A 12,493-nucleotide genomic window follows, 5' to 3' on the forward strand; every position below is an offset into this window, starting at 1 on the left:
GCCCACTGCCCTGACAGGGGGCCCGGCCCTCGCCTAGGGTTGGAGGAGCGGGCCCGGCGCGGGCCGGCGGAACGGGAGGACCCTTGGACCAGCTGATCTTCGCCCACCGGGGCGCCAGCGGCCGGTACGCCGAGCACACCAGGGCGGCCTTCCTGCAGGCGCTGGCCGACGGCGCCGACGGCGTGGAGTGCGACGTCCGGCTCAGCCGGGACGACCAACCGGTCTGCATCCATGACGACACCCTGGACCGCACCTCCGACGGAACCGGTGACGTCTGGGACTACACGGTCCAGGAGCTGCGCGGCTTCGACTTCTCCTCCTGGAAGGGTGCGGCGGTGCCGGTGGAGTACGGGGCGCCGTCGGAGCAGTTCATGACCCTGGCGGACGTGCTGGACCTGCTGGCGGAGGACGGACGGGAGATCAGGCTCGCCATCGAGCTCAAGCACCCCAGCCCGTCGGGCCTGCTGCTGGAGGAGAAGGTCCTGGAACTGCTGCTCGAGAGGGGCTTCGACCCCGCCGTGTCCCGGCTGGGCGCGGTGCAGGTGAGCTTCATGAGCTTCAGCCCCGATTCCTGCCGGCGCATGCTGGAACTGGTGCCCCCGGCGGCGGTCTGCCAGCTGGTGGCCGACGTCGAACCGGAACAGGTGCGCGAGCGCGTCGCCGCCGGCCCGCTGGGCATGGCGGCCCTGGTGCACCTGCTGCGGATGGCCGTGAACGAGGGCGAGGCGCTGCTGGACAGCGGCGCGGCAGGCGTGGCCGGCCCCGGGGTGGAGTACGTCCGCGAGCATCAGGAACGGATCCGCAGCTGGATCGGAGCCGGGCTGGTGCAGCGCGTCTGGACCGTGGACAGCGCTGACGATCTGGCCTTTCTGCAGGATCTGGGGGTCCAGGAGATCACCACCAACCATCCGGCCGAGATGCTGGCCCTGCTGGGCCGGGGCGTGTCGGCCGTGCGGACGGACCGGGCGGGGGCGGAGGGTTAGGCTGGGCCCGTGCCCGCGACGGGCGTGGACGAGGCCCGGAGGCATCAGGGATGAACGGCAGGACGCTTTCCGCCGCAGCGATGGCGGCGCTGCTCTCCGCGAGTGCGGTGAACCATTTCCGCAACCCGCGGTTTTACAACCAGGTGGTGCCGCGCAGCATCTCCACCGACACGCAGGGCCGCTTCGGCGTGCTGACCCGCCGGCAGTGGGTCCACCTGAGCGGAGTGCTTGAGTTTGCCGCCGCGGCCGCGCTGCTGCTGCCGGCCACCCGCAGGGCCGCGGCGACGGCGACTGCTGCCATGTATGTCGGATTCATCGCCGGGCACATCAGTGCATTGGAGCGGGCGTTCTCGCCCCGCGGCAGCCGGCAGGCCCGGATCATCCACTCGCTGCGCCTGCCGCTGCAGCTTCCGCTGATCCGCTGGGCCTGGAGCCTGCGCCGCTGATGCCCACGCGAGTGCTGCTGCTGGCCGACACGCACCTGCCGCGCCGGGCCAAGGTGCTGCCGGAGGAGGTGTGGACCGCGGTGGAGGCCGCGGACCTGGTCATCCACGCCGGGGACTGGGTCAGCCTGGACCTGCTCGACGAGCTCGAGGCCCGTTCCCGGTCCCTGCTCGGCTGCTGGGGAAACAACGACGGGCCCGACCTGCGGGCGCGGCTGCCCGAGGTGGCCCGCGCCGTCGTCGAGGACGTGCGGATCGCCGTCGTGCATGAAACCGGGGCGGCCAAGGGCCGGGAGGCCCGGATGGAGCATGCCTTCCCCGGGACGGACCTTTTGGTCTTTGGGCACAGCCACATCCCGTGGGACACCACCGCACCCGGTGGCCTGCGGCTGCTCAACCCCGGCTCGCCCACCGACCGCCGGCGCCAACCGTTCTGCACCTACATGGAGCTGCAGATCGACGGTGGGGCGGTGCGGGCGGACCTGCGGCGGCTTCCGCCGCGCAGGTCCGGCCCGCCTGCGGCCTAGACGCCCGCGGTTTCCCGCGGCGCCGGAGCGGCAGCTGCCGACGCCGGGGCGCCCGCCTTCGCACGGCTGCGCAGCGAGGCGATCGCCAGGCCGCCGAGCACCATCGGCACGATGAACAGGAAGTACAGGTTGCCCGGCTTCCAGCCGCCGTCCATGAGCGCGCCGGCGACGATCGGGGAGATGATGGCGCCGATCCGGCCCATGCCGGTGATGAAGCCGATCGCCGTGGCCCGCACGTCGGAGGAGTAGTAGACCGGACCGATCGAGAACATGCCGGCAATGCCCGCGTTGACCAGGAAGCCGAGCAGCGCCGCGGCCGGCAGGGCGGTCGCCGTGGAGGCCGTGGAGACGGCGTACAGGGCGAAGCCGCCCGCGGCGAGGATGAAGAACGTCACCAGGACCCACTTGAGGTTCCAGCGGGCGGCGATGAGGCCGAACACGATGGAGCCGAAGATCGCGCCGAGGCTGAACAGGGTGCCGGCCGTGATGCCGTCCTGGGCCGAGTGGCCGGTTTCGGTGATCAGCTTGGGGGTCCATGAGTTGGCGAAGTAGAAGGAGGCCATGAGCATCAGGAAAGCCACGGACAGGAACAGCGTGGTGGCGGCGTAGCGGCTGGAGAACAGTGCCTTCCAGCGCGCGCCGGTGGTCACGGCGGTGCCTGCCGGTGCGTGCGGCACTTCGGTGACGGCGGGCTGCTCGAGCCGGGCGAGGATGCGGTTCATCTTGTCCAGGGCGCCGGCGGGGCGCTTGACCATCAGGTAGTCCAGGGACTCGGGCAGCACCTTGAGGATGAACGGAATCATGGCCAGCGTGATCAGGCCGCCGAAGATGAACGCGGCGTGCCAGCTGAACTGGGCGATGAGCACGCCGGCGATGATGCCGCCCAGCGCGCCGCCGATGGGCTGACCAGCGCTGTAGAGGCTGATGGCGGTGGAACGTCGCTTGGCCGAGGAGTACTCGGAGACGTAGACGTTCAGGCTGGCCTGCATGGTGCCGATGGCCAGGCCCGTGATGAAGCGCAGCACGAACAGGACCTGGTAGCTGGGCGCGAACGCCGAGGCCAGCATGCCGGCCGAGATCACCAGGGCGCAGATCAGGATGGTCTTCTGGCGGCCGATGACATCGGCCACCTGGGCCAGCAGGATGGAGCCGACCGCCATGCCGAAGAGGGCGGCGGAGAGCAGCAGGCCCAGCTCGGAGCCGCTGAGGTCCCAGTGCTCACTGATCGCGTTGGCGCTGAAGGCCATCACCAGCACGTCGAAGCCGTCGATCATGTTCAGGGCGACGCAGATGGCGACGATGCCGATCTGCGTGCGCTTCATGGGAGCCGCCTCGAGGCGTTCCTTGATTTCCATGGGCATTACCTAACTCATAGGGGGCGGCGGCGGTGCCGCCCCCGATCACTGTGTTCGCATACTGAACAACAGTTCGAAAAATGAACTTTTCGAGAGTACGCCCGGATTGCTGTGAGAGCAATTACAGCTATGAAGTCGGTTACATTTCCGGTTCACACACGCAGAGGGGCCCGCACCTCCGAAGGAAAGGTGCGGGCCCCGGCGGACGGTCCGGTGTCAGGCGGAGGGGTTCAGGACCACCTTGATGCAGCCGTCTTCCTTCTTCTGGAACTTCTCGTAGAGGGCCGGCGCCTCGTCCAGGCCGGCGCGGTGGGTGGTCATGTCCATGACGGCCAGCGGGTCCGAGGGGTCCTCCACCAGGGGCAGGAGGTCATCCACCCAGCGCTTGACGTTGGCCTGTCCCATCCGCAGGTTCAGCTGCTTGTCGAACATGTTCATCAGCGGCATCGGGCTGGCCATGCCGCCGTAGACGCCGGAGAGCGAGACGGTGCCGCCGCGGCGGACCGCGTCGATGGCCCCGTGCAGGGCGGAGAGGCGGTCGGTGCCGGCGGTCTCCATGGCCTTCTGCGCGAGCTTGTCCGGCAGCAGTCCCACCGCGTGCTGGGCGGCGGCGCCGACATGGGAGCCGTGCGCCTCCATGCCGACGGCGTCGACGACGGAGTCCGGCCCGCGGCCGTCGGTCAGGTCCCGGAGTTCGTCGGCGACGTTCTTGTGCAGGTCCAGCACCTCCGCGCCGTGGCGTGCGGCCATCTCGCGGCGTTCGGCAACCGGGTCGACGGCGAGCACGCGGTAGCCGAGGTGGCGGCCGATCCGTGCGCTGAACTGGCCCACCGGGCCGAGGCCGTACACCGAGAGGGTGCCGCCGGCGGGAACGTCGGCGTAGGCCACGGCCTGCCAGGCGGTGGGCAGGATGTCGGAGAGGAAGAGGTAGCGGTCATCCGGCAGTTCCTGCCCGACGACGATCGGGCCGTAGTCGGCGTGCGGCACCCGCAGGTACTCGGCCTGGCCGCCGGGCACGGAGCCGTAGAGCTCGGAGTAGCCGAAGAGCGGGGCGCCGGAGCCCTTCTCCCGGACCTGCGTGGTTTCGCACTGGGTCTGCAGGCCCTGGCGGCACATGAAGCAGTGGCCGCAGGCGATCTGGAAGGGGATGACCACCCGGTCTCCGGGCTTCAGGTTGGTCACCGCGGCGCCGACCTCCTCCACGATGCCCATCGGTTCGTGGCCGAGGATGTCACCGGACTTCATGTACGGGCCGAGAACCTCGTAGAGGTGCAGGTCGGAGCCGCAGATGGCGGTGGAGGTGACCCTGATGATCGCATCGGTGGGCTCCTGGATCACCGGATCCGGGACCTGCTCGACGCCGATCCTGCGCTTGCCCTGCCAGGTAACTGCCTTCATCTGTTGCCTCCTGTGGCGTTCATGGATGGGACGTTGGGCTCCATCCTGCCAAATAGTAAGGGTGCTGACAAATGGCCCCCGTGCAACTCGCGCTACCGTGGCAGGGTGAGAGCAGGGATGACGCCGGCGGTGCGGATCGGAATGGCCATTGCCGTGGGAACCGGCCTCTACGGTGTCTCCTTCGGAGCGCTCGCGGTGGCCGCGGGCCTTTCCTTCTGGCAGGCGGTGGCACTGAGCGCGCTGCTGTTCAGCGGCGGATCCCAGTTCGCTTTCGTGGGCGTCCTGGCCGGCGGGGGCAGCGGAGCCGCCGCCCTGGGGGCCTCCGCGCTGCTGGGCGTGCGCAACAGCATCTACGGGATGCAGCTGAACGCCCTGCTGCGTCCCCCGCGGTCCCGCCGGGCGCTGGCGGCGCATGTGACGATCGACGAGTCGACCGCCGTGGCAAGCGGCCAGACGGACCCGGACGAGCAGCGGCGCGGATTCTTGACAGCCGGGCTGGGAATCTTCATCCTCTGGAACCTTTTCACTGCGGTGGGCGCCCTCGCCGGCGAAGCCATGGGCGACCCCCGCGCCTGGGGCCTGGACGGCGCCGCCGTTGCGGCCTTCCTGGCCCTGCTCTGGCCCCGCTTGAAGAGCGGCGACGCCGTGGCGGTGGCGGTCGCGGCCGCCGCGGCGACCATCCTGACCGTGCCGCTGATCCCTCCGGGCCTGCCGATCCTGGTGGCCGGGGCGGTGGCGGTCGGAGCGCAGCTGCTGCTCGGGCGCGGCCCCGACGGCGCGTCGCCGGCTCCGGCAGGAGGGACAAGATGAGCCTGTGGCTGTGGATCCTTGCCGCCTGCGCGGTCGGCTACCTGACCAAGCTGGCCGGTTACCTCGTGCCGGTGCGGGTGCTGGAGAGGCCGTGGGTGACCCGGACCGCGGGAGCGCTGACCATCGGGCTGCTGGCCGGCCTCACGGCAATGAACACTGCCGCCAGCGGCCAGGAGGTGGTGCTCGACGCACGGCTTGCCGCCCTCGCAGCGGCCGCCGTCGCGCTCGTGCTGCGGGCCCCGTTCCTGGCGGTGGTCGTGGCGGGTGCCGCCGCCGCAGCCCTGGCGCGGCTGGCCGGCGCTGCCTGAACTGAAGCCGCCCGGCTACCCGAACCCGGAGACCGGACTCCTGCCGCTCTCCGGCCGGTCCTGCGGGGTCGGCAGGACGGAAGAGTCATGCAGCAGGAAGGCGCGGGCGAAGGCTTCCTCATTGCTCAGCGGACGCCGCTGCGACGCCGCAGTCCCGGCGGCGGGCACAGCAGCGGTCCCGGCGGTGGCCGCCGGGCCACCGCGCTCCAGCAGGCCGCGCGGGGCGCAGGCCGGCAGCGCTTCCGGCACCTCCACGGTCGCCGGGATGCCGGCCGGCCCGTCGGACGCCGCTCCTCCGGCGATCCGGGAGGCGGTGAGCTCCAGCAGCGCGCGCAGGGCCTCGCCGTCGATGTGCCGGGCCCGAAGCAGGTTCACCGCCATGACGGCGCCCAGGGTGGCGGTATGCCGGAGGATGTTCACGAGGGAGGGATAGGTCTCGGGGGTGAGGCAGCCGCGGACTTCAATCGCGGCGCTTGCCTTGGCCGTATCGACCCGGACCAGGACACGCAGGCTGTGTTCCATGACGGACTCCGCTGGCGCGTAGACGACAGGCCGCTGCTTGACCTTGCCTGTCGAGGCTAGCAGCGCCGCCGTGCGCCTGTCAGCGCCTAAGCGGCAGTTGTGGATCCGTTGCCCGCAGTCCCCTGCGGACTGCTAGCCGGCTCCTTCACCGGGCCCCGCACCGGACCCTTCACCGACGGACCGGGCGACCAGCTCGGCGGTCGCCAGGGCGATCGCTTCCTCCTCGTCGGTGGGCACCACGAGGACCGGAATCGCCGATTCGGGAGTGCTGATCACCGCCGGCTCCGACCCGGCGGTGAGGTTGGCGGCGTCGTCCAGTGTGATTCCCAGGGGCTCCAGGAGCCGGACGGTCCGTTCCCGGAAGTCGGGGGAGCGCTCGCCGATGCCGGCGGTGAAGGCCACGGCACGGGCCCCGCCGACCGCCACATGGTAGCCGCCGATGTACTTCGCCAGCCGGTAGGCGGCGAGGTCCAGGGTCAGGGCGGCCCGCTCGCTGCCCTCCCCGGCGGCGGCCTCGATGTTCCGCATGTCCGATTCGCCCGACAGGGCGAGCAGCCCCGATTCGCGGTTCAGCAGGTCATCCAGCTGTTCGGCGTCCCAGCCCCGCCGCTGCAGGAAGATCAGCACGGACGGGTCGATGTCTCCGCTGCGGGTGCCCATCACCAGCCCCGCCAGCGGCGTGAAGCCCATGGAGGTATCGATGCTGCGGCCGTGCCGGATGGCGGTGACGGACGCGCCGTTGCCCAGATGGGCGATCACGGCGTTGAACTCCTCCAGCGGTATGCCCAGCATTCCGGCTGCCTTGTCGGTCACGTAGCCGTAGCTGGTGCCGTGGAAGCCGTAGCGGCGGATGCCGTAGCGGCGGTACAGATCGTCCGGAACGGCGTACCGCCAGGCGGTCTCCGGCAGCGTGCGGTGGAACGCGGTGTCGAACACCGCGACCTGGGGCATCCTGGGCCAGCGTTTCTCGACGGCGCGGATTCCCATGGCGCTCGCCGGGTTGTGCAGCGGTGCCAGCGGGCTGAGCCGCTCGATGGCGCGGGTGATTTCATTGTCGATCAGCACCGGCCCGCTGAAACGCTCGCCTCCATGCACCACCCGGTGCCCGACGGCGTCGATCTGCTGCCCGTGCAGGGCCGGCTCGAGCTCGCGGCGCAGCACGTCGAAGGCGGCGGCGTGGTCCGGGACCTGCTCGCTGCCGATCCGTTCCACGTTGCCCTTGGCCAGCAGGTCATGCGTGTCGGTGTCCCTGAGCTGATACTTCAGGGAGGAGGAGCCGGAGTTGATCACCAGGACCAGCATCAGCCCTCCTCCTGTGCCTGGACGGCGGTAATGGCCACGGTGTTGACAATGTCCTCCACGGTGCACCCCCGGGACAGGTCGTTGACGGGCTTGCGCAGTCCCTGCAGGACCGGGCCCACGGCCACGGCTCCGGCGGACTGCTGCACCGCCTTGTAGGTGTTGTTGCCGGTGTTCAGGTCCGGAAAGATGAAGACGGTGGCCTGCCCCGCCACCGAGGATCCCGGCGCCTTCGACGCGGCGACCGAAGCATCCACGGCGGCGTCGTACTGGATGGGACCCTCCACCGGAAGCTCCGGGCGGAGCCGGCGGACCAGCTCGGTGGCGCGTCGGACCTTGTCCACCGACTCGCCGTGGCCCGAGGCGCCGGTGGAGTAGGAGAGCATCGCCACCCGCGGGCTCACGCCGAACTGTTCCGCGGTGCGGGCGGAGGCGACGGCGATGTCGGCCAGCTGCTCGGCGTCGGGGTCCAGGTTCACCGCGCAGTCACCGTACACCAGCACCCGGTCCTGCAGCAGCATCAGGAAGACGGAGGAGACGATGTGCACGCCTTCCCGGGTGCGGATGAACTCCAGGGCCGGACGGATGGTGTTGGCCGTGGTGTGGGCCGCTCCGGAGACCATGCCGTCCACGCGGCCCAGCTGGACCATCATCGTGCCGAAATATGCCCCGTGCAGCATACGTTCCTGCGCGTCCTCCAGGCTCACGCCCTTCTTGGCCCGGAGCTGCACGTACTCCCGCGCGAACTCGTCCCGGAGGCCGCTGGTGGCCGGGTTGATGATGGCGGTCCCGGACAGGTCGATGCCTTCGCTCGCGGCCAGCTCACGCACCTGGCCCTCCGGGCCGAGCAGGGTCAGCGCGCACACGTCGCGGCGGTGCAGGATCTCCGCGGCGCGCAGGATGCGCACGTCCAGCCCCTCCGGCAGCACGATGTGCCGGCGGCGGGCGCGCGCCCGGACGATCAGCTCGTTCAAAAAGCGCAGCGGGGTCGTCTTTTCCGGCCGCGGCAGCGCCAGCCGTTCCAGGAGTTCGGCCTCATCCACGGACCGGGTCCAGACGCCCAGCGCCGCCGCCACCTTGCGCCGCTGCCCGGAGGAGATCTCCCCGCGGACCTGGCTGATCCGGCGGGCGGTCGCGTACGTGTCCTGCTCCACGGTGAAGACCGGGAAGGGCGCCTGCGCCAGCAGGGAGAGCATGTGCGGATCGATCTCCAGCCCGCCGGTGAGGAACATGGAGCTGGGCACGGGGAACTCGGGGGAAAAGGAGGACGCCAAAGCCCCCACCATGATGTCGGAACGGTCGCCGGGAGCGATCACCAGGTTCCCGTCGCGCAGCTGCCCCAGGAAGTGCCCCACCGTCATCGCGCCGACCTTCGCGCCGCTCACGTCGCGTTCCATGGAGGCGCTGCCGGCCACATGGCGGGCCTCCAGCGCCCTGGCGACTTCGGAAACGGACGGCTGCGAGATGATGTCCAGCTCCGGAATGACGTAGACCGGCCGCCCGGAGGCTCCGGGCCGCATGCCGGTGCGGATGTCCTCGACGTCGTCGTCGTCGGCCCGGTTGACCATCATGGCCAGCAGGTCGCACCGCGCCGCCGCGAGCTGGCGGCGGGCGACGTCGACGGCGTCCACCGTCTCCTCCACGCTCGTGTCCCGGGCATTGACGACGGCGAGGACGACGGCGCCGAGGTTGTTGGCGAGCCGCGCGTTGAGGTCGAATTCGAGGGCGACGTCGTGGCCGCTGAGGTCGGTGCCCTCAATGATCACCACGTCGGTCTCCGCCGCGATTTCGTTGTAGACGGCCATGCAGCGCGCGTCGACCTCGCCGCGTTCCCCGGCCACCAGCAGGGACCGCAGCTGCCGGCGGGTCAGCCCGCCGCGGCAGTGTTTGGGATCGAGGTCGAAGCGGCGCTGCATCAGCCGGACCATCGGGTCCTCCGCCGGTTCGCCGCCCTCCACGATGGGGCGGAAGAACCCGATGCGGTCTGCGTGCCGGTGCAGCATGTCCGCCAGCCCCAGGCTGATCAGCGACTTGCCGGAAGCGGGCGTCATGGCGCTGATATAGATTCCGCGGGCCATGGGTGTTCCCTCCGTAGCGGCAAATCCGGACGCCGGCCGGAGCCGGAGTCCTCCCATAGTGGCAAACCGGGCCGGGCTTGTCAGCAGGTGCGCCCCCGACGCCAATGGTCCGGGGTGCGTCAGTGGCAGGGGCCACAGGGTCGGCTAAGCTTGAACGCACGCCTCCCGCAGGGGACGGCCGGCCAACGATCCCGAGCTCCAACCGAGGACGACCGTGAACCTGTTCCGAACCAAGCCCATTGAGAATTCGCTGGCCGACGCCGACGAACCCGGACGCCGCCTGAAGCGGACGCTGACCACCTGGGACCTGATGATCATGGGTGTCGCGGTCGCCGTGGGCGCCGGGATCTTCTCCGTCGGTGCCCGCGCGGCCGGCCAGTTCGCCGGGCCGGCGGTCACGGTCTCCTTCATCCTGGCCGCGGTCACCTGCGCGCTGGCCATCATGTGTTACGCCGAGTTCGCCACCGCGATTCCGGTGGCCGGCTCCGCCTACGTCTTCACCTACGCCACAATGGGCGAGCTGGTGGCGTGGATCATCGGCTGGAACCTCATCCTCGAGCTGTTCACCGCTGCGGCCGTGATCGCCAAGTACTGGGGCATCTACCTCAGCGAAGTCTTCGGCCTGATCGGCTGGGACATACCCGCGACCATCGACCTGGGCGCCCTGACGCTGACCTGGGGTCCGTTCCTGATCGTCGCGGTGTTCACCTTCCTGCTCGTGATGGGCACCAAGCTGTCCGCCCGGGTCGGCAACGTCTTCACCATCATCAAGGTGGGCGTGGTGCTGTTCGTGATCGTGGCCGGGTTCTTCTACGTGAAGGCGGAGAATTACACCCCGTTCATCCCGGACGCGGTGCCCACGTCCACCGACACCAGTTCGGGAGTGCTGCAGCAGTCCCTGTTCTCCTTCCTCACCGGCGCGGCCCCGGCCCAGTACGGCCTGTTCGGTGTCTTCGCCGGCGCCGCGATCGTGTTCTTCGCCTTTATCGGGTTCGACGTCGTCGCGACCTCCGCGGAGGAGGTCAAGGATCCGGGCAAGACCCTTCCGCGCGGCATCTTCGCCGGCCTCGCCGTCGTCACCCTGCTCTACATCGGCGTCTCGCTGGCGCTGACCGGCATGGTTCCGTACACCGCACTGGCCGAGGCCGAGGATCCGAACCTGGCCACCGCGTTTGCGCTGGTGGGCAACGAGGGCGCGGCGTCGGTGATCGCCGTCGGCTCCCTGATCGGCCTGACCACCGTGATCATGGTGCTGCTGATGGGCCTGGCCCGGGTGGTGCTGGCCATGTCCCGCGACGGGCTGCTGCCCCGCGCCCTGTCCCGGACCTCCGACAAGCACGCCACTCCGGCCCGGCTGCAGATCCTGCTCGGCGTCCTGGTGGCCCTGACCGCGGGCTTCACCCAGGTGGACGTGCTGGAGGAAATGATCAACATCGGCACGCTGTCCGCGTTCGTCGTGGTAAGCCTGGGCGTGCTGGTGCTGCGGCGGAAGCGTCCGGACCTGAAGCCGGCGTTCCGGGTGCCCTTCGGGCCGGTGCTGCCGGTGCTGTCCGCGGTGCTCTGCCTGTACCTGATGACCAACCTGGCCGTGGAGACCTGGATCTACTTCGCCTTCTGGCTCGTGGCCGGATTCGTCCTCTACTTCGCCTACGGCCAGCGCCATTCCCGGCTGAACGAAAAGTTCGCCTCGGTGCGCGGTGCGCACGAGGCCGGGCCCACCACGGAAGGATAGGAATGCTCGTCGCGTTTTCCGTTGCCCCGTCCGGAACCGGTCCGCTCAGCCCGTCGGGCGGCGGGGACGACGCCTCGGTGCACGACGCCGTGGCCGCCGCTGTCCGGGTGGTCCGGGAGTCAGGACTGCCCAACCGCACCGACGCCATGTTCACCACCGTCGAGGGCAGCTGGGAGGAGTGCATGGATGTCGTCCGCAGGGCCACCGAAGCCGTCGGACAATACGGCAGCCGGGTGTCCCTGGTGCTGAAGGCCGACATCCGGCCCGGCCACGACGGCGAGCTGACCGGCAAGATCGAGCGGCTCGAGGCGGCGCTGGACCGGCAGTAGCACCCCGGCGCACCGGGCCGGGCAGGGCAGGGAGTCAGCGCGAAGCAGAGGGCACGGGCTTACACTGCGGGCATGAATTTCACCGTCCGCCCTGCCGTCCCCGCCGACGCCGCCTCGATCATCCGGGTTCGCCACCAGGGCTGGCAGGAGACCTACGGGCACCTGCTGGCTCCGGAGTTCCTCGCCGCCATGGCGGCCGACATCGAAGCCCGTGCCCTGCGGGTTGCCGGCAGGATCGCGGAGACCACCGCCGAGGGGCGCACCGCGGACTGGGTCGCCTTCGATGACCGGAACCGGATGATCGGCTTCGCCGCAGCGGGCCCGGCCCGCCCCGAACATCCGATGAGCGCCCCCGGGCAGCGGGCGCCCGACCCGGAGGAGCCGCTCCCCGAGGAGGAGCTGTACGCCCTCTATCTGCTGGCCCGGGCGCAGGGCGGCGGCGCCGGACAGGCACTGCTGGACGAGGCGCTCGGCGGCCGTCCGGCCGTGCTGTGGGTGCTGGAGGACAACCCCCGGGCCCGTGCCTTCTACGAACGCAACGGCTTCCGGCCCGACGGCGCCGCGCTGGCGCAGGGCCCAGAGTGGCAGGGTGCACGGCAGATCCGGATGGTGCGCCGCTGAGGCCAGCCCGCCCGGGCCCCCACCCCTCCCTACCCCCGCCCGCACCGGCCCGCTCCCGCGGCCCGGCGGGGCCGCGCTGGCCTACGCT

General features: G+C 70.5%; 13 protein-coding genes. 8 read left to right on the forward strand and 5 right to left on the reverse strand.

Going from position 1 to position 12,493, the window contains the following annotated elements; translation table 11 throughout:
• Positions 1–83 precede the first annotated feature (83 nt).
• From AC5RV6_RS06705 to AC5RV6_RS06715, 3 genes are read left to right on the forward strand one after another with little or no spacing between them, the layout of a single operon-like run.
• Positions 84–983, forward strand: coding sequence for a glycerophosphodiester phosphodiesterase (locus AC5RV6_RS06705; protein WP_494006492.1), 900 nt, complete (start codon positions 84–86; stop codon positions 981–983).
• Positions 984–1,033: 50 nt separating this feature from the next.
• Complete coding sequence (locus tag AC5RV6_RS06710; RefSeq protein WP_494006493.1) at positions 1,034–1,429, forward strand: DoxX-related protein; 396 nt, start codon at positions 1,034–1,036, stop codon at positions 1,427–1,429.
• Positions 1,429–1,953, forward strand: coding sequence for a metallophosphoesterase family protein (locus AC5RV6_RS06715; RefSeq protein ID WP_494006494.1), 525 nt, complete (start codon positions 1,429–1,431; stop codon positions 1,951–1,953). Before AC5RV6_RS06710 ends, AC5RV6_RS06715 begins: the two co-directional genes overlap by 1 nt.
• On the opposite strand, the gene AC5RV6_RS06720 is transcribed toward AC5RV6_RS06715, so the two are convergent.
• Together AC5RV6_RS06720 and AC5RV6_RS06725 are read right to left on the reverse strand one after the other, a co-directional pair.
• Entirely contained in the window at positions 1,950–3,308 is a 1,359-nt protein-coding gene (locus AC5RV6_RS06720) for an MFS transporter (protein WP_494006495.1), read from the reverse strand. The genes AC5RV6_RS06715 and AC5RV6_RS06720 overlap by 4 nt on opposite strands.
• A gap of 216 nt (positions 3,309–3,524) precedes the next feature.
• Complete coding sequence (locus AC5RV6_RS06725) at positions 3,525–4,706, reverse strand: zinc-dependent alcohol dehydrogenase (protein WP_494006496.1); 1,182 nt, start codon at positions 4,704–4,706, stop codon at positions 3,525–3,527.
• Between the two features lie 117 nt (positions 4,707–4,823).
• On the opposite strand from AC5RV6_RS06725, the gene AC5RV6_RS06730 reads away from it, so the two are divergent.
• Together AC5RV6_RS06730 and AC5RV6_RS06735 are read left to right on the forward strand one after the other, a co-directional pair.
• Positions 4,824–5,516 (forward strand): AzlC family ABC transporter permease, encoded by a 693-nt coding sequence (locus AC5RV6_RS06730; RefSeq protein WP_494006640.1) that lies wholly within the window; start codon positions 4,824–4,826, stop codon positions 5,514–5,516.
• Complete coding sequence (locus AC5RV6_RS06735; protein WP_494006497.1) at positions 5,513–5,824, forward strand: AzlD domain-containing protein; 312 nt, start codon at positions 5,513–5,515, stop codon at positions 5,822–5,824. The genes AC5RV6_RS06730 and AC5RV6_RS06735 overlap by 4 nt, the downstream gene beginning before the upstream one ends.
• Before the next feature lie 15 nt (positions 5,825–5,839).
• Here the strand turns inward: AC5RV6_RS06735 and AC5RV6_RS06740 are convergent, their stop codons facing one another.
• From AC5RV6_RS06740 to pta, 3 genes are all read right to left on the reverse strand, one after another.
• Complete coding sequence (locus AC5RV6_RS06740) at positions 5,840–6,346, reverse strand: hypothetical protein (RefSeq protein ID WP_494006498.1); 507 nt, start codon at positions 6,344–6,346, stop codon at positions 5,840–5,842.
• Between the two features lie 132 nt (positions 6,347–6,478).
• Positions 6,479–7,648 (reverse strand): acetate/propionate family kinase, encoded by a 1,170-nt coding sequence (locus AC5RV6_RS06745; RefSeq protein WP_494006499.1) that lies wholly within the window; start codon positions 7,646–7,648, stop codon positions 6,479–6,481.
• Positions 7,648–9,723, reverse strand: coding sequence for a phosphate acetyltransferase (gene pta / locus AC5RV6_RS06750; RefSeq protein ID WP_494006500.1), 2,076 nt, complete (start codon positions 9,721–9,723; stop codon positions 7,648–7,650). The genes AC5RV6_RS06745 and pta overlap by 1 nt, the downstream gene beginning before the upstream one ends.
• Positions 9,724–9,937: 214 nt before the next feature.
• Here pta and AC5RV6_RS06755 point away from each other — a divergent pair, with 214 nt between their 5' ends.
• The 3 genes from AC5RV6_RS06755 to AC5RV6_RS06765 all read left to right on the forward strand — a co-directional run bounded on the left by AC5RV6_RS06755 (position 9,938) and on the right by AC5RV6_RS06765 (position 12,405).
• Entirely contained in the window at positions 9,938–11,455 is a 1,518-nt protein-coding gene (locus AC5RV6_RS06755) for an APC family permease (protein ID WP_494006501.1), read from the forward strand.
• A gap of 2 nt (positions 11,456–11,457) precedes the next feature.
• Positions 11,458–11,784: a thiamine-binding protein gene (locus AC5RV6_RS06760; RefSeq protein ID WP_494006502.1), complete on the forward strand. Its 327-nt coding sequence runs from the start codon at positions 11,458–11,460 to the stop codon at positions 11,782–11,784.
• A 72-nt stretch (positions 11,785–11,856) separates the two neighbouring features.
• Positions 11,857–12,405 carry a GNAT family N-acetyltransferase gene (locus tag AC5RV6_RS06765; protein WP_494006503.1) on the forward strand — a complete coding sequence of 183 codons (549 nt, stop codon included), beginning with the start codon at positions 11,857–11,859 and terminating at the stop codon, positions 12,403–12,405.
• Positions 12,406–12,493 lie beyond the last annotated feature (88 nt).

It is taken from the genome of Arthrobacter saudimassiliensis, from assembly GCF_059090665.1.

What these genes read in the sequence shown, in the direction of transcription:
- pta (WP_494006500.1), bottom strand. Translation starts at nt 9,723, where the DNA reads ATGGCCCGCGGAATCTATATCAGCGCCATGACGCCCGCTTCCGGCAAG.
- AC5RV6_RS06765 (WP_494006503.1), top strand. Translation starts at nt 11,857, where the DNA reads ATGAATTTCACCGTCCGCCCTGCCGTCCCCGCCGACGCCGCCTCGATC.
- AC5RV6_RS06735 (WP_494006497.1), top strand. Translation starts at nt 5,513, where the DNA reads ATGAGCCTGTGGCTGTGGATCCTTGCCGCCTGCGCGGTCGGCTACCTG.
- AC5RV6_RS06715 (WP_494006494.1), top strand. Translation starts at nt 1,429, where the DNA reads ATGCCCACGCGAGTGCTGCTGCTGGCCGACACGCACCTGCCGCGCCGG.
- AC5RV6_RS06720 (WP_494006495.1), bottom strand. Translation starts at nt 3,308, where the DNA reads ATGGAAATCAAGGAACGCCTCGAGGCGGCTCCCATGAAGCGCACGCAG.
- AC5RV6_RS06740 (WP_494006498.1), bottom strand. Translation starts at nt 6,346, where the DNA reads ATGGAACACAGCCTGCGTGTCCTGGTCCGGGTCGATACGGCCAAGGCA.
- AC5RV6_RS06745 (WP_494006499.1), bottom strand. Translation starts at nt 7,648, where the DNA reads ATGCTGGTCCTGGTGATCAACTCCGGCTCCTCCTCCCTGAAGTATCAG.
- AC5RV6_RS06710 (WP_494006493.1), top strand. Translation starts at nt 1,034, where the DNA reads ATGAACGGCAGGACGCTTTCCGCCGCAGCGATGGCGGCGCTGCTCTCC.
- AC5RV6_RS06725 (WP_494006496.1), bottom strand. Translation starts at nt 4,706, where the DNA reads ATGAAGGCAGTTACCTGGCAGGGCAAGCGCAGGATCGGCGTCGAGCAG.
- AC5RV6_RS06760 (WP_494006502.1), top strand. Translation starts at nt 11,458, where the DNA reads ATGCTCGTCGCGTTTTCCGTTGCCCCGTCCGGAACCGGTCCGCTCAGC.
- AC5RV6_RS06730 (WP_494006640.1), top strand. Translation starts at nt 4,824, where the DNA reads ATGACGCCGGCGGTGCGGATCGGAATGGCCATTGCCGTGGGAACCGGC.